Source organism: Bacillus cereus group sp. MYBK79-1 (genome assembly GCF_051915365.1).
In the GTDB taxonomy this organism is placed as follows: Bacteria; Bacillota; Bacilli; order Bacillales; family Bacillaceae_G; genus Bacillus_A.
In genome coordinates, this window is sequence record NZ_JBQAEO010000017.1 from 14,130 (window position 1) to 33,029 (window position 18,900).

Consider the following 18,900-nt stretch of genomic DNA (forward strand, 5'->3'; position numbering starts at 1 on the left):
TAAAAGATAACATAAATAAAATAATGAGTCAAACTATTTTTTGTTTTCTGATTTTTTGAGGGAGGTTAAAACCACGCCATCAGGTAATATGATATCCTTTACTTTAATAAATCCATGTTTTTTATATAAAGACAGAGCAGGGGTATTTTCTTTGCCTGTTTGTACAATATATGTTTTGGAAGGGGAGAACATGTCAAATACATATAGTAATAGCTTAGTCGCAATTCCTTTATGAAAATGATCGGGGGAAACTACTAAACGATGAATATCAACTTCCTCTTCATCCATTGTAAAAGAAATAAACCCGGCAAGTGTATCTTCATAAAAATAGCCGTAAAAATTTTCATCACATAATTGAATATCGGTTACAGTATCATAAAGACGAGGGATAGCGGTACTATTTATATATTTCGCCTCAATTTTATAAGCGGGTATTTGAATGTTTAAAATAGAAGCAGCGGTGTTGTGAGAAGTTGTTATTAATTTTTGAATCATAGGGTAAAACCTCCTTGAAGACTTTATTTTCATAGATTTGACAAGATTTTTCTCTTTTGGATATAATAATTATAATAGTTACATAATAATTTAGTGTTAAAAAGAAATACACTATAATAGAAATGGAGGACTAAAGATGGGATGGATTATCACATTAATAGTTGGTGCTATTATAGGTGCAATTGCAGGTTCTATAACGGGTAAAAATTTTCCAGGTGGTATGTTTGGAAATATTATCGCAGGTTTATTAGGTGCTTCGTTAGGTGGTAGATTATTTGGGTCTTTTGGGCCATCTTTTGGTGGGATTCATGTCGTGCCAGCATTATTAGGAGCAATCGTGTTAATTCTTATTGTATCATTTGTAGTGAAAGCTGCAAGGAAATAAAGATATAGATTATGATGAAAAGCCCTGAATAAGGGCTTTTCATCATTCGAAGAGGTGGTTTCATTGGAGAAAATAAATATAAGAAAAAGAGATAAGTTGAAAAAGTTTTTTAGAGAACACAATTATTTAGCGGTGTTACTTGGGTTTGCGTTATTGTTTATAAACATATTACTGTTAACGAAAATTTCTTTTGTGTTTACTCCGTTTATCGTCTTTTTAAAAACAATATTCTTCCCAGTATTATTAGCTGGCGTACTATTTTATATTTTGCATCCATTCGTTTCGCTTCTCGAAAAGAAAGGTGTTTCAAGAATTGTATCAATAGCTTCCATATATTTAATAGTACTAGGATTATTTGTATTTTTAGTTGTAACGGTTATCCCAATTATTAAAGATCAAATCGATGCATTAATAGATAACTTACCGTATTTCGGTCATGAAATCGAACGAGCAGCACGTAGATTTGGAGAAAGTAATTTACTAGGGAAAATTCAAGAGAATTTAAATATTAATGTAGCGAGTATGGTAAAAGACTACACAGTTGATTTTACGAAGTCGTTATCATCAGTAACTGGAAATGTAACTGGATTTTTAAGCACTGTTACAGAGGTCGTTTTAACGTTTGTAATGGTTCCGTTTATATTGTTTTATCTTTTAAAAGATGGTGAACAATTACCGAATCACTTTTTAAAGTTTATTTCAGAGCAAAGACGACCAGCAGCGATGAGCATACTAGATGATATGCATTATGCGATTAGCTCGTATATTAGAGGGCAAATTATCGTTAGCTTGTTTATCGGTATTATGCTATTAATTGGTTACCTTATTATCGGTATTAAATATGCGGTACTACTTGCTATTTTAGCGATGATTGTAAATATCGTTCCGTACGTAGGACCAATTATCGCAATAACTCCAGCGTTAATTATCGCATTTATCGATTCGCCAGCAATGGTGTTAAAAGTAATTATCGTAATGATAGTTGTACAATTAGCAGAAGGTAAATTTATTTCTCCGCAGGTTATGGGGAAAAAATTAGACATTCACCCAATTACTATTATTTTTATTATTTTAACTGCCGGAAATTTATTTGGAATTATGGGGATTATTTTAGCAATTCCAGGATATGCGATATTAAAAGTGTTAGTAACGCATAGTTATAGATTTGTTAAGTTGAATACGTAAAAAAAGAGCTAAAACAGGTAATGTTGTTTTAGCTCTTTTTCATTTATACTCTTGTTGTAGTAAACCAATAAACCTTATGCGTAGGCTTTTAATTCAATAATAGGTAGATTGCTTTCCTTTAGTTTATAATCAAATATTAGATCGTCCATGCGAAAAGTAGCATCTACTTCAAGAGAAATGAAAGTACCCCCGATTTCTACTTGGTTTCCGTTCTCATTTTCAAAAGTGAGCGCACCGTCAAATGTTTCTATGTACTCATCGCAGGTGTATACATATATAGCGATAGGTGTGAAGTGTATAATTACCCCTAAAGTATCACCTTGACTTTTATCATCGTTCTTAAACACATCAATCTTAAACGTATCATTCTTTTTAGTAAACCAACCCAAAACATCACCTCGTTTTTGTAGTGCAAATCGATTATATATATTGATTATATATCTCTCGGAATAAATTGGTAATCACTATTGCTGAAATCTAACAAAAAAAGAAAATTCAGTTTTAGATGAACGAGAAATGTGATAAACTGTAAAAAATAACGAAAAGCGATGAAAGAGAAGAGTACATATTCGAAACTTTTCAGAGAGCTGATGTGTGGTGGAAATCAGTAAGGGATGAATATGGAATGGGCTCTAGAGCTTCTAGCTGAAATGAGTAGGCAAAGACGGTTACTTCACGTTAAGAAGTTGAAGTGAGCTATGATGATAGCTAATGAAGGTGGTACCGCGGGAGTTTCTCGTCCTTTTTTAAGGATGAGGGGCTCTTTTTATTTTGAGAAAGGAGGAGTTAGGTTGAGCGGAAAAATAATGTTAACAGGAATTAAGCCGACAGGTTATCCGCATTTAGGGAATTATATTGGCGCGATTAAACCTGCATTACAAATGTCAAAGAGTAATGAAGGAAAAGCATTGTATTTTATAGCTGATTATCATGCATTAAATGCTGTACATGATCCAGAAAAGTTCAGTAGTTATACGAAAGAGGTAGCAGCCACTTGGTTATCACTTGGAATTGGAGAAGATGTTATTTTCTACAGGCAAACAGAAGTACCGGAAATTCTAGAATTAGCTTGGATATTAGCTTGCCTAACTCCGAAAGGGCTTATGAACCGTGCCCATGCGTATAAAGCGAGGGTGGAGCAAAATAAAGAAGTGGGTTTAGAGGTAGATGCGGGAGTGAATATGGGATTATATACGTACCCGATTTTAATGGCAGCTGACATATTATTATTTCAAGCTACGCATGTACCAGTTGGAAAAGACCAAATTCCGCATATTGAAATTGCGCGTGATATTGCGACGTATTTTAATCATAAATTCGGCATGACATTTACACTTCCGCAGTATGTCATACAAGAAGAAGGTGCCATTTTACCTGGTCTTGATGGAAGAAAGATGAGTAAAAGTTACGGAAATGTGATCCCGTTATTTGCAGAACAAGAAAAACTACGAAAGTTAATCTTTAAAATTAAAACAGACTCCTCACTTCCGAATGAACAGAAAGAATTAGAAACGTTATTTACGATATATAAAGAATTTGCGACGGAAGATGAAATACAGTCGATGCGTGAAAAGTATGAAACTGGCATTGGATGGGGCGATGTGAAAAAAGAGTTATTGCGCGTTGTAGACCGCGAATTAGCCGGACCTCGTGAGAAATACGCTATGTATATGAATGAGCCAAATTTATTATACGAAGCGTTAGAAAAAGGTGCTGAGCGGGCAAGAGAAATCGCGAAGGTAAATTTAGCAAAAATAAAGAAACGGATTGGATTTGAGAGGGGATGCTGAGCGTTCCCTTATTTTTGCGTAATATCATTAGGTGAAGCAAAGAGTTCACATTTTCTTTCGAAACTTATGAGTTGCATATATGAAAAAGTATGCTAATATAGGGTTACTTATTAAATGTGTTTAATAAGTATAATTAAAGTCACTTATTAAAGATGTTTAATAAGTGTATCTCATATAATAAAAAAGGAGAGGATTGTATGAAAACGGAGAAAGAAAAGATGGTGGCAGGAGAAATGTATATTGCGGATGACGAAGAATTGGTAGCTGATAGGGTGGAGGCAAAACGTTTAACACGTCTTTATAATGAGGCGATGGAGACAGGAGATGAACAACATTTTACGTTATTAAATCAGCTTTTAGGTTCTTCAGCTGACGGAAAATCCCACATTAATCCTGATTTTCGTTGTGATTATGGATACAATATCCATGTTGGAAAGAGCTTTTTCGCAAATTTTAATTGTGTGATTTTGGACGTTTGTGAAGTGCGAATCGGTGATAATTGTATGTTTGCACCGGGTGTCCACATTTATACTGCTACGCATCCCTTGCATCCAGTTGAACGGAATTCTGGCAAAGAATATGGGAAGCCTGTAAAGATTGGTAATAATGTTTGGGTTGGCGGAGGAGCTATAATTAACCCTGGTATTTCAATTGGAGACAACGCTGTAATTGCTTCAGGGGCAGTTGTGACAAAAGATGTACCTAATAATGTAGTTGTTGGTGGTAATCCAGCTAAAGTTATTAAAACAATAGACTTATAGAAATCGTTTTTTACGGGTATATGAATAAACTGGTGTCTTATCGTATAGACAATGTGAAAGGTGTTTCATATGGAGAAATATAGTACGGACAATTATACAAAGACATTACTTGCCTCTCGAAATGCTCTTTTTCTCTTATTTGCTTTGCCAGGTGTCGCTTTTGCTACATGGATTTCAAGAACAGCATCTACTCGAGATATTTTAGCAGTGTCAAATGCAGAAATGGGCTGGATTTTATTCGGACTATCTGTCGGTTCAATAATTGGTTTACTAAGTGCAAGCCGCTTCATTGACTGTAAGGGAGCTAGAGACGTTATTATAGGCAGTATGTTTTTTATGATTGTTGGATTGATTTGTTTAGGGATAAATATTTATTTTGTTTCTAGTATGGGGGCTTTTAGTAGCTTACTAGTATTTGGAGTAGGGTACGGATTGGCGGAAGTCGCATTGAATGTAGAAGGCTCTTCCATTGAGCAGAAATTAGGAACAACTCTTCTTCCGAAATTCCATGGCTTTTTTAGTGTAGGAACTTTAGTAGGCGCGCTCAGTGGTTCTGTCGCAGCGTCGCTTCACATCCCGATTCTGTATCAGTTTCTTGCGATTTCGGTAGTGTTTGTATTACTTGTATGTATGGTGTATCGTTTTCTGCCACATGGAACAGGAAAGAAGGAGAAATTGCGGAACAAAAAGCGAGAGAAGCTTAAGACCTTACGTATGGAAAAAAAGGTGCTTTTAATTGGTCTATTTGTGCTTGGAATGGCATTTGCAGAAGGAAGTGCAAATGATTGGTTATCTATCGTGATGGTAGATGGACATGAGCAAAGTGTAGTGACAGGTTCTATTATGTACACAATTTTTGTATTGGCAATGACGTTAGCTCGTATGTGTAGCAGCTATTTCCTTGATCGATTCGGTCGTGTCGCTGTCGTACGTGCCACTATTATGATGGCGATTCTAGGAATTTCAATCGTAATATTTGGGAGTAATTCGTATTTTCTAGCATTTGGTGTAGTACTGTGGGGGATTGGTGCAGCGCTAGGGTTCCCAATTGGTCTGTCAGCTGCTGGAGATGACCGCGAAAATGCGACTTCTAATGTTGCTGCAGTTTCTATCATTGGTTATACCGCTTTTTTAGTCGGACCACCATTTTTAGGGATACTTGGGGAAGCATTCGGAATACGTAATGCCTTGCTAGCTGTTTTATTATTTGTTCTTTTGTCTGGAATTGTATCATCTGTTACGAGAGAGAATACATCAAGCTAAATAAGGATTGCATGCAGCGGAAATATATCATCTTTATTGCTTTAGAAAATGATGTATGATATATTGTCAACGCAACTTATTAAAAGAGTTTAATAAGTATGTTGATTAAGGTGGTGAGCGATTTGAGTGAACAATTTGTTACTCAAAAATCGATTAAAGAGACGATCCTTCGCGGCATTCGTACAGCTCTTCTAGAGCAAGGAAGTGCGACGAAAGTTGAACTTAGTAATACATTAGAAATTAGTTTTCCAACGATAAGTAAATTTATAGAAAATATGAAACAAGAAGGTGAAGTTACTTTAGTCGGTCTAGATGATTCAAGTGGCGGAAGAAGAGCGAAACGATATGCGTATAATCCAGAATATATGTTAGGATTAGCGATATTTTTAGAAAAAAATGAAACAAACTATACCATTTTTAACTGTTTAGGGGAAGTAAAAGAACAAGGAAGTACTTCAAGTGTATTAATGGATACTGGCGTGAATCTATTATCAAAACATATTGAAAATCTTATCGCTACATTCCCGAAAATAAGCTCTATATCAATTGGTGTGCCCGGTTCGGTTGATAATGGTCGTATTTTCTATATTCCTGGTTATGAAAAGTTCCAAAATTTCAATTTGAAAAGTCACTTGGAGGATCTGTTTTCAATACCTGTAGTAATAGAAAATGATATGAATGCCGCAGTGCTTGGTTATTATAAAGGCACTGGAAATAACGACAATTCATCTCTTGTGTATTTGTATTCAGGTCAAAATGGCCCAGGGGCAGGGATTATGATAAATGGAGATGTAGTACGAGGAAGCACCTTTTTCTCAGGAGAAGTATCTTTCGTTCCGCAGTATGATAATAAAAATTTCTTACAAGCTTTAAGAAGTGGAGACGAAGTTAACGATGCAAATAATCCAGAGAAATATAATATAGATGCTATTACCCGTTTAATAGCTACATGTATAGCTATTATTAACCCTCATACCTTTATCTTCTGTGATGATGAGGTGAACCAATTTGTAATAGATCAAATTGTAAAAACTTGTCCGCAGTACATTCCGGTAGAACATATTCCGAAAATAACAGTGAGCGATTGGAAAGAAGATTATTTATATGGACTAAAAAGTCTTGGACTTGATCTTATGATAACAAGAACAAGTAAAGAAAATTAAATATAAAAATGTTGGTTGAATACAGTAAAAGAAAAGGTGTCGATTATGAAAATTGAACATGTAGCAATTTGGGTGAATGATTTAGAAGCCATGCGTGAGTTCTATAAACAGTACTTCGGTGGTGAAGAAAATAGCTTATATCACAATCCGAAAAAGCAGTTTGAATCTTATTTCATAACTTTTGAAGGTGGTGCGCGTCTAGAACTTATGAGACAAGTAGGGATAGACGATAAAATAAAAACACAAACAGTAGGATATGCGCATATTGCTTTTTCTGTAGGTAGTAAAGAAAAGGTGAACGAATTAACGAATACATTAAGAGAAGCAGGATACCATGTGTTAAACGGCCCGCGTACTACAGGGGATGGTTACTATGAAAGTGTAGTAAGTGACCCTGAAGGAAATCAGATTGAGATAACAATCTAACTCTGAAGGGGATAATTCGGACTTACAGTGAAATAAAAAACCGCATTTCGCGTTATAATAACGGGAAATGCGGTTTTTTAATATGTAATGCTTTTTAATTGGAGTGCTGAAATTCTTTAATAATCTTCTCAATAACAGGAGGAAGATTGCTAGGTAACTCATCAAGCGGAAAGAAGTGTAGTTCTTTCGATTCCGTATGGTCGCATACAAGTTCACCATGGAACGTGCGGCAAATATAAACAACGAGTACACCGTGTACTTGATCGCCATTTGGATAGATTTGAAAGAAATCTGGTCCTGAGTATGTACGGAATGGTTCTGGATTTTTAATGATAAGTCCAGTCTCCTCATATACTTCTCGCTTTAAAGCGTCTTCTAACGTTTCATTATACTCTAAGGCGCCGCCAATAATGCCCCAGCGGTTAAAATCTGTGCGTAGCTGCAGTAATATTTTATTTTCCTCATTTAATATAATGGCGTGCGAACCTATTAAAATAAGTGGATGATTGCCTACTAAATTTCTCATGTCTTCAACATAACCCATATTTGTTCTCCTTATAGTTAATAATAATTAGGAAGTTCTTTTAACATTCTTTCTGTTTTACGTGCTGTAAAGGCTAAGTTATGATCATCTTTCGTTCTGAAAAATAAAGTACGTAAAAAGGTTTTAATGTTGGCACATAAAATACAATATTCATTTAGCGAAAGGCGTTTTCTAATTTGAGGAAGCCTTTTTATTTTTTTATAAATAATTGAAATTAACTCATCTTGTGGGAAATCATGATATAGCATCGATAGTAACGGTGTAACAATTCGTTCATCTTCATTATTATGAAAAAGATCCGATGGGATAAAAATTTTATTTAATAAACAATGAATTAATTCTTCATACCACTCAAAATTCGTATAAGAATTGTGAACAATTTCAGTAAAGGCATCAGATACGTGGGCAAGACAATGAACCCACCCTTTATTTTCAATATAGCCTCGAAAATCCGTTTCTAAGTTTGTGTATGTAATGAGTTTGTTTTTTATTTCTTGGATATCCGCCTCTGTAAAAAAGTAGTGCGAGTTAGCGAATTGGAGTATTAATGCAAGTAATGAAACAGTGTAAGAACGTGTGAAAACCCCATCTGTATGTGGGGAGTAAATGTCACAATATAAATACTCATCACTTAAACAAGTTTGCAACAGTAATTTCAGTTGATCATCCATAAGGAATTCATGATGAATGAAATGTGCAAAACATTTATATATAAGCTGGTAACGAACGTAACTATCAGTTGTTCCGACATACTGAAGCATATTGAGTGTTAACTCATTCATATCTATATGTTGCAGTTGCGTATAGTCATTTTGTTGTATAAGCTCTAACTGTTGTTGCAATGCTGTAATATCCAATGGAGAACCTCCTCCGCACTTTAAAGATGTGATGTTTTCTAGTATTCTATATATTCAAGGACAATCCTGCTCATGCAAGGAGAACAAGTAGAAATTCGAGTATGACATAGATGAGGGAAGTATATGATGACTATAGAACAGCTAGAAAAATATTTTAAAATAAGAAGAAATGCTTCTTCTATCATGATAAAAGAAAATAATGCGGAGCCTTTTACAAAAACGCAATTAGAAGAAATAATGCAGTATTGCGTTAATGAGGCTGAAAAAGAGGGAATAGAAAACTTACATTTTGAGGTTTCTTCAAAAAGCCCAAATTACGATGTGTATAAGAAATGCTTCGAAACGTATTCATTTGAATATATTACTGAAAACATGATTGTGTTTAAGGATATATATGAAGTAGAAGATATAGAAAGTGAAATTGATTTTAAGCTTATTGAAGAAGTAGGAGAAAATACATTTTATTCTCTTTGGAACGAAATGACGGAAGAACAAGTCACTTATGATCAATTTGTAAATATGATGCTACAAGAAATTGGTGAGCAATGGAAAGAGCATTGTTTAACAGCGAGTGTAGGTGAAGTGCCGATAGGAATTGTAATTCCCCATATTGAAAGAGGTACGTTAGAAGAAGGAAAACTCATGTATTTCGCAGTCGCTCCAAATATGCGAAATAAAGGGTATGAAGCAGCATTCTTTACAGGAGCAATGTTTGTCTTAAAGGAAATAGGCGCATCTTATTATATTGGCGAGACAAATGTGCAAAATGAATGGATGAAGGATGTTTTTGAAAAGAACGGATGTCAGCTGCTGAGTTGTACTGAGCGATATGTGAGGAAGTTTTAGGAGGATGAAAAAGGTTCTTGAACTTGTTTAACGGGAATCCGTGTACAAATTTTGAACAAGTAAAAGAACTCTTTGCCTGTTTGTAAGATAAAAAGAAAAATGAGAACGACAAAATAGATATTCCTATAATACAATAGAGAAAGATTCGATTATACGAGAAAGCGTTGGTGAAAGAATGGAGCAGCAAAGAAATTGGTTACAAGCAACTGTAGAAAGAAATGAAGACAATACGTTATATATAAAGTGGGAAAATAATATAGAGGAAGTTCGCATTTACTGGAGTACTTCATCAGAGCATATTGAGGAAAATGGAGAATTACTTGCAACGGTAAATGGAGAATCATCATGTACAATTGAAAATCCGAGTGAAAATGAGCGTCCATATTTTAGACTAGTAGGAAGTAATGGACAAGCAGTGACAGTAGCTGAGCGTAGATTGCCATTACAAGGCGCGTTTAACTTCCGTGATATGGGAGGTTATGAAACGACTGAAGGACGTAAAGTAAAATGGGGCAAGTTGTACCGTTCTGAAGAATTAGCAGGATTAACAGAGTGGGATATCGACTATTTACAAAAGTCTGGCTTAAAGTTAATTTGTGACTACCGTACAGACTTTGAAGTGAAGCATAAGCCGAATCCAGAGATTACGGGTGCTCGCCAAGTATGCTTACCAGTTATGCAAGATTTAGCGAAAGACTTGAACATAAATGAATTTTTCCAAGTTGGTGACCTTTCTATGTTAGGGAAGCCAGGCGAGTACCTTGTGAAAATGAATCAAGATTTCGTAAGTGGTAATGAAGCATTCGTGAGCTTCTTAAACTTAGCGCAAAACCCAGAAAACTTACCGTTAGTAAACCACTGTACAGCTGGAAAAGACCGCACTGGATTCGGATCAGCACTATTATTACTTTTACTAGGTGTACCGGAAAAAACAGTAATGGAAGACTATTTACTAAGTAACGGTTTCCGTGAAAAGTTAAATGAAAAAATGATGGCCTTTTTAGGTGCAAAACTACAAAACGATGAAAGTAGAGCGATATTAGGTGCAATGTTTGAAGCGCGCGCTGAATATTTACAAGCTGCGATTGATGAAGTGAAAAAGCAATATGGTTCAGTTGAAGCGTATGCTGAAAAAGCACTTGGCTTTACGAAAGAGTCGTTAGAGGAAATGAAAGTGTTATTGTTAGAGGATAAATAATGAGGATGGAGGCTAATTGGATTAGCCTCCTGTTTCTATTATGAAATTTTTCGTTGCCTAATAACTCCTATTACAATTGGAATAACTGTCCCAATTAACAATATCGGTAAAAATAATTTTCCGAAACCGCCGCTCCAATTTAAAGCGATTGAAATTGTTTCAAATAGGATGAAAGCAAAAATAAGTAAACAGACATTTTTTAATTGATTAAGCATTTTTCTACTATTTAAATAAAACTCTTTAGCATTTGATTCATTCAGTCTTTGTGGGTAGTTATGAACTTCTGGAAACTTTTCTAAAGTTTGCATTAAAAGGAGTATGAAAAGCCCTATTCCTGGCAAAAGCAAAAGTTCCCACTTTAATCCCCAGCGATCTACAGCACCATATGCGTTATAATGTGCGGGTACTTCCTCGGGTAATCTTCCCCAAATAATGATCAGAAAAATGATTGATCCAAAGAACAATGAATATCCAATGATATCTCCAACCCATTCACTTTTTGTTTTTGGGATTGTTATTTTAGGTCTTCCCCATGAATTTACTATGTTGTTCCGCCCCTTTCTATTCCTGTATTACCTTTTTAAAAATTTGATTCATTATCCAAATTATCTCAAATTTATAGTATTTTCACAATTAATTATTTTTGAATAACATAACTCGTTTGCCTAAAAGCAACTTTAAGTTCTCTGTACAGCTACGATTCGTAAAGGGAAAAAGTTCGACTTAAGAGAGAATTAATGAGAAAATACAAGTTGTAAATAACGTACTAGTTGAGGAGAGCATAATGAAATATAAAGTTATATTATTCGACGTAGATGATACATTATTAGATTTTCCTGAAACGGAAAGAAATGCTTTGCATAACGCGTTTGTACAGTTCGGGATGCCTACAGGGTATAATGATTATCTTGCAAGTTATAAAGAGATTAGTAATGGATTATGGAGAAATTTAGAAAATAAAATGATTACGCTAAGTGAATTAGCGGTAGATCGATTTAGACAATTATTTTCCCTTCATAATATAGAAGTAGATGCACAGCAATTTAGTGATGTATACCTTGAAAACTTAGGGAAAGAAGTACACCTTATAGAAGGTGCAGTGCAATTATGTGAGAAACTACAAGGTTGCAAGTTAGGTATTATTACGAATGGATATACGAAGGTGCAACAATCTAGAATCGGAAATTCGCCTTTATGTAATTTCTTTGATCATATTATTATTTCAGAAGAGGTTGGTCATCAAAAACCAGCACGTGAGATTTTTGATTATGCATTTGAGAAGTTTGGGATTACTGATAAATCAAGTGTATTAATCGTTGGAGATTCTTTAACTTCTGATATGAAAGGCGGAGAAGTTTACGGCATTGATACGTGTTGGTATAATCCGAGTTTGAAAGAAAATATGACAGGTGTTAAGCCGACTTATGAAGTGGAGAGCTTGCTACAAATTTTAGGAATTGTGGAAGTGGCGGAAGAAAAGGTAGTTTCATTTTAATCGTGTTGATATATTTTGAGTTACGGTAGATATATTGGGAAAATCGTCGATATAATTTGAGTTGCGTTCAATTTATAGGTACGATCGGTGTAATAACTAGAGGTGAGTGAAAGATGTTAACGTTTTTATTTGAGTTAGACAAGAGTATTCCGCAGAAGGATGAACCACGGTATGCCGCTTATGCAAATGGCTTTATTGAAGGAGATTTAACGATTCGCGCGAGTGACAGCGTATTTTTTCAGAAGCCATGCATGAAGGTTGCAGAGCTTGGCATTTATTTAGGACAGTGGATGGAACAAGTACAATACGGTCAAAACGTACATATGAATTATGAAACGAGTGACCGTGAGGAAGTAATTCTCGGATTCTTCTATGAAGAGGAAGATCAGTGGAGAGTTTCTTCCAGTTGGCAACAATTTGAACTTCAAGAGCGTATATCCACTACAGCATTAGTAGAGAGCGTTCAACGCTATTTGAATGAGCTCAATAAGGAACTGCGCGCGATAGAATATCCCGTTACGTTTGATCAGTACTTAAGAGGAGAGCGAATGATGAAGCTTTCTTACAAACGACTGTGTGATAGTAAAGCGGATACGACGTCGATAGAGGTTTATAATGAAAGCGAAAGAGTAGGCGTAGTACGGGGCTATTATAAAAATATGTTGATGAAAGTGCTAGACTTTATTCCGAAAGTCGGTAGTAATATCATTTATGAAATAAAGGATAGTAAGGACAATATTCGCGTCATTGCAAAGGATGTAAGTAGGCAGCGCCAAAGAAGGATTTTAGTAACGTACATCAATAATAATGATGCAGAGCATGAAATACTTGTATGTGATGGAAAGTTATTGGATGCAAATTTCATATTTACCTTTACATATAAGACAGAAGAATATGTTGTTCACAAAACTTCAATTGGGCTTGGAAAGTTATTACGAAACGGCTACGTAATCGCAGATTGGAATATTCGTCTTGAAGAAGATATGTATGATATCGAGATGGATGTATATGATGAAGATTATATAAAGGATCAATATTTACTGTTAGGCGTATTTCATGCTGTTTTGTATGGGTGATAAATGAGAAATACCGGCATTCTTCATGGGAAGGATGCCGGTATTTTTATATGATTTTGTGTCCTCAATTAATCCTCAAAAATAAAAATCTCATCAATTGTACTATGAAGTGCCTTCGCTATATCGTGAGCGAGTTGTAAGGAAGGGTTATATTTTCCTTTTTCGAGATGGCTAATTGTTTCACGGCGTACACCAACACTTTTTGCTAAATCCTCTTGTGTCATATGTAACTTGGCTCGGTATTCTTTTATTTTCGTTATGAACGCCATGGTGCATCTTCCATTTCATCAACAGGTTTATCGTAAAAGAACATAGAGAAGCCGAACGTAAGAATGAGCGTGCCGAAAATAAGGGCGATATCAATCTCTTGTAGCGTAGGGTTTGGAAATAACATTTCAATAAACATAATAATAGCAGTAGTTAGTAATGTAACGATAAAGGCATTGCGGCACGATTTATTGACGATTTGTTCAAATAGTTCATCGTGTTGAACCGTTCTATACGTTGTGAAAAAGGAGAAGAAACAGAACATAGTAAACAATCCTTTTTCATAAAAAAAGCCGAGGAAACCGAAGAAACCGAGAAATCCTAAATATTTAATCCAAGTTGTTTTCACGATAGATTCTCCTTTCGATGTTAGAAATAAATCACGTTATGTTATAAATATATCACATATAGAAATGTATAGTAATAATAGTTTTCCAATTCTTTTCATAATAATAGTAAAAAGAGGAAATATACTGCGAAATAAAGAGGATAATATTGTAAAATGATTGTAAGGAGGGGGAGGAAGGCATGCTAACTTGGATCATGATCGTTGCATTACTTGTAGTAATTACTGTAGTGGCGACGGTGTTAATTGGGCGAAATGGTGATGCGAATTATAGTAAAGCGACAAAAGGGAATATTAAACGGCTGACGATGATTTATATAATACTAGCTGTCGTTTTAATCGTTGGATTAGGTTTGTATATTTATTTTAAAGGTTGAAAAAACTGAAAAAATATAAAAATCTAAAAATAGAAGTATGCTATAATATTAATATAGTTATTTGGTAATTAAGGAAAGGATTGGATGGAATGATTGAAATTACGAATGTGTCAAAAAGTTATAACGGGTCTACTTATGCAGTAAAAGATTTAAGTTTATCAGTGCCTAGCGGAGAAATTTTTGGATTTTTAGGGCCGAATGGTGCGGGTAAATCAACGACAATTAAGATGATTACTGGTATTCATGGGGTGGACAAAGGGACGATTACGATTAACGGTATTGATATTATGAAAAATCCGATGGAAGCAAAAAAGACGTTTGGTTATGTCCCTGATAGCCCAGATATGTTTTTACGATTAAAGGGAATTGAATATTTAAACTTTATGGCAGATATGTATGAGGTACCGAAAGAAGTACGACAAGAACGAATCGAGTCTTTAGCAAAGAAATTTGATCTTTACAATGCGTTATCGGATCAAATTCAAAGTTACTCGCACGGTATGAGACAAAAAATCGTTATTATTGGTGTGCTCGTGCATGAGCCAGATGTATGGATTTTAGACGAACCGTTAACGGGGCTTGATCCGAAATCTGCATATATATTAAAAGAAATGATGAGAGAACATGCGGATAAAGGGAAGATTGTATTTTTCTCTACTCACGTATTAGAAGTAGCTGAAAAAATATGTGACCGCGTTGCGATTATTAATAGGGGGAATTTGCAGTTTAAAGGAAATTTAGATGAAATGAGAGATCATTTTAAATCCAATGAATCACTTGAAAAAATGTTCTTGGAGATGACGGGCAATGAGTAAAATTTGGACGTTAACGAAAGTATTATTAAAATTAAATTATGCAGATTTTATAACAGATAAGAAGAAGCGATGGGCGTATGTATTTTCATTTGCAGCCATTTTATTTGTCGGCTTTTTACTGTTTGGTTCTATCACGCACGCAATGTATGAGGGAATGATACATTTAGGGCAAAATCCGGGAATGATTATCGCAATGGGACTTGCGATTGCGAGTATATGGGTATTTTTAATGAGTATCACGAACATTTTAACTGTATTTTACTACAGCAATGATATTGAAATGTTACTACCGTTACCATTAAAACCAGCGCAAATTATTTCTGCAAAATTTCTAACAGTATTAATTACACAATACGTAATGAGTTCATTTATTTTATTACCGATCTTTATTACGTATGGGTTAAAAAGTGGCGCATTTATTACATATTACATATATATGATTTTCATTTACTTACTTTTCCCGATTGTGCCGTTAGTATTAGCGTCGTTACTGATGACAGTTATTATGAGGTATACGAATATAGCGAAAAATAAAGATCGAGGAAATATATTTATTGGAATCGTAAGTATACTATTTATTGTAGGAATTAATGTATTTTTACAGTGGAAAAATAAAAGTTCGTTTTCTGAAGATGCAATCACGAATTACCTAGCGAACAACGAATCTTCTCTTTTAGTACAAATGACAAACTATTTTCCAACTACATATTTCGGAGCAGTGGCATTAGTAGAAAATGCAAATTGGAAGGGTCCTTTATACGTAATCATCTTTGCACTTATTTCATTTGTATTCTTTGTGTTGTTTTATTACATTGCAGAGCGTACATATTTAAAAGGGGTTATTGGACTTTCAACGAGTACAGCAAAAAAAGAGGTCATTTCAGCAGAAGGTTTACAGAAATCAACGGTACAAAGTTCACATTTAAAAGCGTATGTGAAAAAAGAATTTAAAACGTTATTCCGTACACCACAATTTTTCTTAAATTGTATCGTACAAACTTTCGTTATGCCGATTATGTTATTCTTTGTTTTATTCGTGCAAGATGGGAATTTAAAGTGGATCACAGGGTATATTGATAATCCAGAATCAGCAGGACTTGCAATTGGCGTTGGTCTTTGCGCATCGCTATTTTTAATGGGAAGTAACGTCATCGCAACAACTTCATTCTCACGTGATGGAAGCTCTTGGTTTGTGAATCGATATTTACCAGTAAAAGCTTCGGATATCTTTTTTGCGAAAGCAATCACTGCTTGGTTAATTAATGTAATTATTTTGGCGGTATTCGGTATTACGATGGCAGTTGTAGCGGGGATTTCTCCTGTCTTCATGATACTTTGGTTTTTACTAAGTGCGAACGGGTTACTGTTAATTAATTTAATCGGTACACGCTGGGATGCACAAACTGCAGATATACATTGGGATACAGAGCAGAAATTATTTAAGAGCCGATATACAACTTTGTGGAATTTTTTAGCTAATATTTTAATAGCTTTAGTTATTGTAGCAGGAGTAAGTTTATTATACTTCTTCCTTCAAGTAGGACTGTGGATTATGTTTATCGTTTTATTTGTAATGTTTACGATTGTAAATTATATTTTCATTAAAATTTTAAAATTAGGTGCCGAACGTATATTGTCAAATATTGAATAAAAAGATAGATCCTCTGTATTCGTGCAGAGGATCTATGTATAGATGGAGGAGAAATGGTGAAGAAAATAGCAATTGTAACAGGGGCAACTCGTCTGAATGGAATTGGTGCAGCTGTATGCAAGGTGCTTGCTCAAGAAGGGATAGACATTTTTTTCACGTACTGGTCTCAGTATGATAAAGCGATGCCGTGGGGAATGCATGACAAAGAGCCCTTTTTGTTGAAAGAGGAGATTGAAAGTTTAGGTGTTCGATGTGAAATGGCAGAAATCAATTTATCGCAGTCGTATTCGCCCAATCGTTTGTTTTATATGGTCTCAGAACGTTTAGGTGATCCATCTATTTTAATTAATAATGCAGCGTATGCTAATCATACGAGAATTGAAGAATTAAATGTAGAACAGTTAGATAAACATTATACAGTGAATGTTCGCGCTACGATGTTATTAAGTTCATTATTTATAAAACATTATGCACTGAAAAAGAGTGGAAGTATTATTAATCTTACTTCAGGACAGTCGTTAGGGCCGATGCCAGATGAACTAGCATACGTAGCAACGAAAGGAGCAATTGAAGCATTTACAAAATCAGTAGCACCAGTTGCGATGGAGAAGGGGATTACAGTGAATGCTGTTGACCCTGGACCGACGAATACAGGATGGATTACAGAGGAACTGAAGCATCATATAGTATGGAAGTTCCCGCAAGGTAAAGTAGGAGAACCGTCAGATGCAGCGCGCTTAATTTCTTTTTTAGTAAGTGAAGAAGCAAAATGGATTACAGGGCAAGTTATTCATTCGAATGGTGGTTATTCATAAAAATATTATGTTAACAAAAGTTGAGAAACAAAAAAATGAAAGAAAATTTTATTTTTTTGTATAAATAAAATGTCAAGAAAGATAAAAATTTGATAGGAGAGTATATCGTCATATGAAGATAGTAATTCTTCATGTGACAATATACTCTTTTTCTTTTGCCAAAGAGAAGAAAAATGCAGTAGAAGAAACTCGAATATTCAAACTGGTTTATCGGTTTTTGTACGTATTATTATGAAGATTACTGTCGGAAAGATGGTAATTCGTATGAAAAGGGATTTTTTAAGGGGAAATCGAATCGTAAAGGGGAGGATAAATAAAGTAAACATAGGGGGATTTATATGAAAATGAAAAAGGTCGCTATCGCATCGATAACAATTGGTACAATGCTTACTATGGCAGCTTGTAGTCCTTCAGCAGATAAAGAAACAGAAAAGAAAGAGCAAGTAACAGCGCAAAATGAAGGAGAATCAAAAACGACAAGTGCAGATGAGACGTCAAAAACAACGAAAGATACTGAAAAAGATACAAATACTTCTTCAAATGAAAAAACAGATAAAGATGCAAAAAATACGAAAGAATCATCAGGAACAGAAAGTAACGGTAAAACGTCATCTCAAAATGAGAATGTGAAAACAAAAGAAAAAGAGACGACAGGAAAAACGAATGACGAAACGACTAGTGGAAAAACGACAGATCAAAGTACAAGTACAAACGCAAACGGAAAAACAACGAAAGATCCGAAGAAAAGCGTAGCTGTGAAAACAAATGTTAAAGAAGTTGCTGCATTAATTGAAAGCTTAGACAAGCAATTAGCTGCAAACCCTAAATTAGAAACAGTAAATAAACTTGGAAAACAAATTAATGAAAAGTGGGATGTAATCGAGAAAGAATTAGAAGCATCTCACCCAGCTGAATATAAAACAATTGGACAAAGTATGTATCCGTTAATTGTAGGAGCGGAGAAAGAAAAGATAGACATTAATAAAATGAAATCATTAACGACGAAAACGAAAAAAGATTTAAATCAGTTATTAACGAAACTTTCGTAGTTTTAAAAGCCTACTTTTGGGAGTAGGCTTTTTTTACGTTGTTTAAGGGGAATTTGGATGAGTGTATCCTTCTATAGAAAATATTATACGGAAAAT

Annotated in this window: 23 protein-coding genes and 1 other annotated feature; of the genes, 16 read left to right on the plus strand and 7 right to left on the minus strand. The window is 34.7% G+C overall.

The window, feature by feature from the left end; all coding sequences use genetic code 11:
* Positions 1-33: 33 nt before the first annotated feature.
* A complete protein-coding gene (locus tag ACTFOB_RS21585; protein WP_440029017.1) occupies positions 34-495 on the minus strand; it encodes a GNAT family N-acetyltransferase in 462 nt (153 codons plus the stop codon).
* A 136-nt stretch (positions 496-631) separates the two neighbouring features.
* On the opposite strand from ACTFOB_RS21585, the gene ACTFOB_RS21590 reads away from it, so the two are divergent.
* A complete protein-coding gene (locus ACTFOB_RS21590) occupies positions 632-880 on the plus strand; it encodes a GlsB/YeaQ/YmgE family stress response membrane protein (protein WP_000539721.1) in 249 nt (82 codons plus the stop codon).
* 63 nt (positions 881-943) lie between these two features.
* Entirely contained in the window at positions 944-2,065 is a 1,122-nt protein-coding gene (locus ACTFOB_RS21595; protein WP_151634506.1) for an AI-2E family transporter, read from the plus strand.
* A gap of 74 nt (positions 2,066-2,139) precedes the next feature.
* Here ACTFOB_RS21595 and ACTFOB_RS21600 read toward each other — a convergent pair whose 3' ends face one another.
* Complete coding sequence (locus ACTFOB_RS21600; RefSeq protein WP_151634508.1) at positions 2,140-2,454, minus strand: hypothetical protein; 315 nt, start codon at positions 2,452-2,454, stop codon at positions 2,140-2,142.
* A 150-nt stretch (positions 2,455-2,604) separates the two neighbouring features.
* Positions 2,605-2,812, plus strand: a binding site (T-box leader).
* A 5-nt stretch (positions 2,813-2,817) separates the two neighbouring features.
* Between ACTFOB_RS21600 and ACTFOB_RS21605 the strand changes: the two genes are divergently transcribed.
* The 5 genes from ACTFOB_RS21605 to ACTFOB_RS21625 all read left to right on the plus strand — a co-directional run bounded on the left by ACTFOB_RS21605 (position 2,818) and on the right by ACTFOB_RS21625 (position 7,468).
* Positions 2,818-3,855: a tryptophan--tRNA ligase gene (locus ACTFOB_RS21605; RefSeq protein ID WP_440029015.1), complete on the plus strand. Its 1,038-nt coding sequence runs from the start codon at positions 2,818-2,820 to the stop codon at positions 3,853-3,855.
* 197 nt (positions 3,856-4,052) lie between these two features.
* A complete protein-coding gene (locus ACTFOB_RS21610; RefSeq protein WP_440029013.1) occupies positions 4,053-4,616 on the plus strand; it encodes a maltose O-acetyltransferase in 564 nt (187 codons plus the stop codon).
* A gap of 69 nt (positions 4,617-4,685) precedes the next feature.
* Positions 4,686-5,879, plus strand: a complete 1,194-nt coding sequence (locus ACTFOB_RS21615) for an MFS transporter (RefSeq protein ID WP_440029012.1) — start codon at positions 4,686-4,688, stop codon at positions 5,877-5,879.
* Between the two features lie 122 nt (positions 5,880-6,001).
* Positions 6,002-7,042, plus strand: coding sequence for an ROK family protein (locus ACTFOB_RS21620; protein WP_440029010.1), 1,041 nt, complete (start codon positions 6,002-6,004; stop codon positions 7,040-7,042).
* Between the two features lie 45 nt (positions 7,043-7,087).
* Positions 7,088-7,468 carry a VOC family protein gene (locus ACTFOB_RS21625; protein ID WP_440029008.1) on the plus strand — a complete coding sequence of 127 codons (381 nt, stop codon included), beginning with the start codon at positions 7,088-7,090 and terminating at the stop codon, positions 7,466-7,468.
* A 94-nt stretch (positions 7,469-7,562) separates the two neighbouring features.
* Here the strand turns inward: ACTFOB_RS21625 and ACTFOB_RS21630 are convergent, their stop codons facing one another.
* Both ACTFOB_RS21630 and ACTFOB_RS21635 read right to left on the minus strand, forming a co-directional pair.
* Entirely contained in the window at positions 7,563-8,012 is a 450-nt protein-coding gene (locus tag ACTFOB_RS21630; RefSeq protein WP_440029007.1) for an NUDIX hydrolase, read from the minus strand.
* Between the two features lie 17 nt (positions 8,013-8,029).
* Positions 8,030-8,869, minus strand: coding sequence for a DUF2785 domain-containing protein (locus ACTFOB_RS21635; RefSeq protein ID WP_440029005.1), 840 nt, complete (start codon positions 8,867-8,869; stop codon positions 8,030-8,032).
* Between the two features lie 123 nt (positions 8,870-8,992).
* Here ACTFOB_RS21635 and ACTFOB_RS21640 point away from each other — a divergent pair, with 123 nt between their 5' ends.
* Together ACTFOB_RS21640 and ACTFOB_RS21645 are read left to right on the plus strand one after the other, a co-directional pair.
* On the plus strand, positions 8,993-9,715 hold the full coding sequence (locus ACTFOB_RS21640; protein WP_440029003.1) for a GNAT family N-acetyltransferase: 723 nt from the start codon (positions 8,993-8,995) through the stop codon (positions 9,713-9,715).
* Between the two features lie 175 nt (positions 9,716-9,890).
* On the plus strand, positions 9,891-10,913 hold the full coding sequence (locus tag ACTFOB_RS21645) for a tyrosine-protein phosphatase (RefSeq protein WP_151634531.1): 1,023 nt from the start codon (positions 9,891-9,893) through the stop codon (positions 10,911-10,913).
* A 38-nt stretch (positions 10,914-10,951) separates the two neighbouring features.
* Here ACTFOB_RS21645 and ACTFOB_RS21650 read toward each other — a convergent pair whose 3' ends face one another.
* Complete coding sequence (locus tag ACTFOB_RS21650; protein ID WP_440029000.1) at positions 10,952-11,377, minus strand: DUF1648 domain-containing protein; 426 nt, start codon at positions 11,375-11,377, stop codon at positions 10,952-10,954.
* A gap of 320 nt (positions 11,378-11,697) precedes the next feature.
* On the opposite strand from ACTFOB_RS21650, the gene ACTFOB_RS21655 reads away from it, so the two are divergent.
* Positions 11,698-12,408, plus strand: a complete 711-nt coding sequence (locus ACTFOB_RS21655) for a YjjG family noncanonical pyrimidine nucleotidase (RefSeq protein WP_440028997.1) — start codon at positions 11,698-11,700, stop codon at positions 12,406-12,408.
* 113 nt (positions 12,409-12,521) lie between these two features.
* Positions 12,522-13,484: a tubby C-terminal domain-like protein gene (locus ACTFOB_RS21660; RefSeq protein ID WP_440028995.1), complete on the plus strand. Its 963-nt coding sequence runs from the start codon at positions 12,522-12,524 to the stop codon at positions 13,482-13,484.
* A gap of 68 nt (positions 13,485-13,552) precedes the next feature.
* Here the strand turns inward: ACTFOB_RS21660 and ACTFOB_RS21665 are convergent, their stop codons facing one another.
* Together ACTFOB_RS21665 and ACTFOB_RS21670 are read right to left on the minus strand one after the other, a co-directional pair.
* Positions 13,553-13,753: a helix-turn-helix transcriptional regulator gene (locus ACTFOB_RS21665; RefSeq protein WP_440028993.1), complete on the minus strand. Its 201-nt coding sequence runs from the start codon at positions 13,751-13,753 to the stop codon at positions 13,553-13,555.
* On the minus strand, positions 13,741-14,100 hold the full coding sequence (locus ACTFOB_RS21670; RefSeq protein WP_097833192.1) for a DUF3796 domain-containing protein: 360 nt from the start codon (positions 14,098-14,100) through the stop codon (positions 13,741-13,743). The genes ACTFOB_RS21665 and ACTFOB_RS21670 overlap by 13 nt, the downstream gene beginning before the upstream one ends.
* A gap of 179 nt (positions 14,101-14,279) precedes the next feature.
* Here ACTFOB_RS21670 and ACTFOB_RS21675 point away from each other — a divergent pair, with 179 nt between their 5' ends.
* The 5 genes from ACTFOB_RS21675 (at position 14,280) to ACTFOB_RS21695 (ending at position 18,804) form a co-directional block, all read left to right on the plus strand.
* The gene (locus ACTFOB_RS21675) at positions 14,280-14,474 is read left to right on the plus strand and encodes a hypothetical protein (RefSeq protein ID WP_440028990.1); all 195 of its coding nucleotides are present in this window, start codon (positions 14,280-14,282) and stop codon (positions 14,472-14,474) included.
* Between the two features lie 89 nt (positions 14,475-14,563).
* The gene (locus ACTFOB_RS21680; RefSeq protein ID WP_087984151.1) at positions 14,564-15,289 is read left to right on the plus strand and encodes an ABC transporter ATP-binding protein; all 726 of its coding nucleotides are present in this window, start codon (positions 14,564-14,566) and stop codon (positions 15,287-15,289) included.
* Positions 15,282-16,940, plus strand: coding sequence for a putative ABC transporter permease subunit (locus ACTFOB_RS21685; protein ID WP_440028988.1), 1,659 nt, complete (start codon positions 15,282-15,284; stop codon positions 16,938-16,940). Before ACTFOB_RS21680 ends, ACTFOB_RS21685 begins: the two co-directional genes overlap by 8 nt.
* Positions 16,941-16,996: 56 nt before the next feature.
* Complete coding sequence (locus ACTFOB_RS21690; protein ID WP_440028986.1) at positions 16,997-17,755, plus strand: SDR family oxidoreductase; 759 nt, start codon at positions 16,997-16,999, stop codon at positions 17,753-17,755.
* Positions 17,756-18,093: 338 nt separating this feature from the next.
* Complete coding sequence (locus tag ACTFOB_RS21695; RefSeq protein WP_440028984.1) at positions 18,094-18,804, plus strand: hypothetical protein; 711 nt, start codon at positions 18,094-18,096, stop codon at positions 18,802-18,804.
* Positions 18,805-18,900 lie beyond the last annotated feature (96 nt).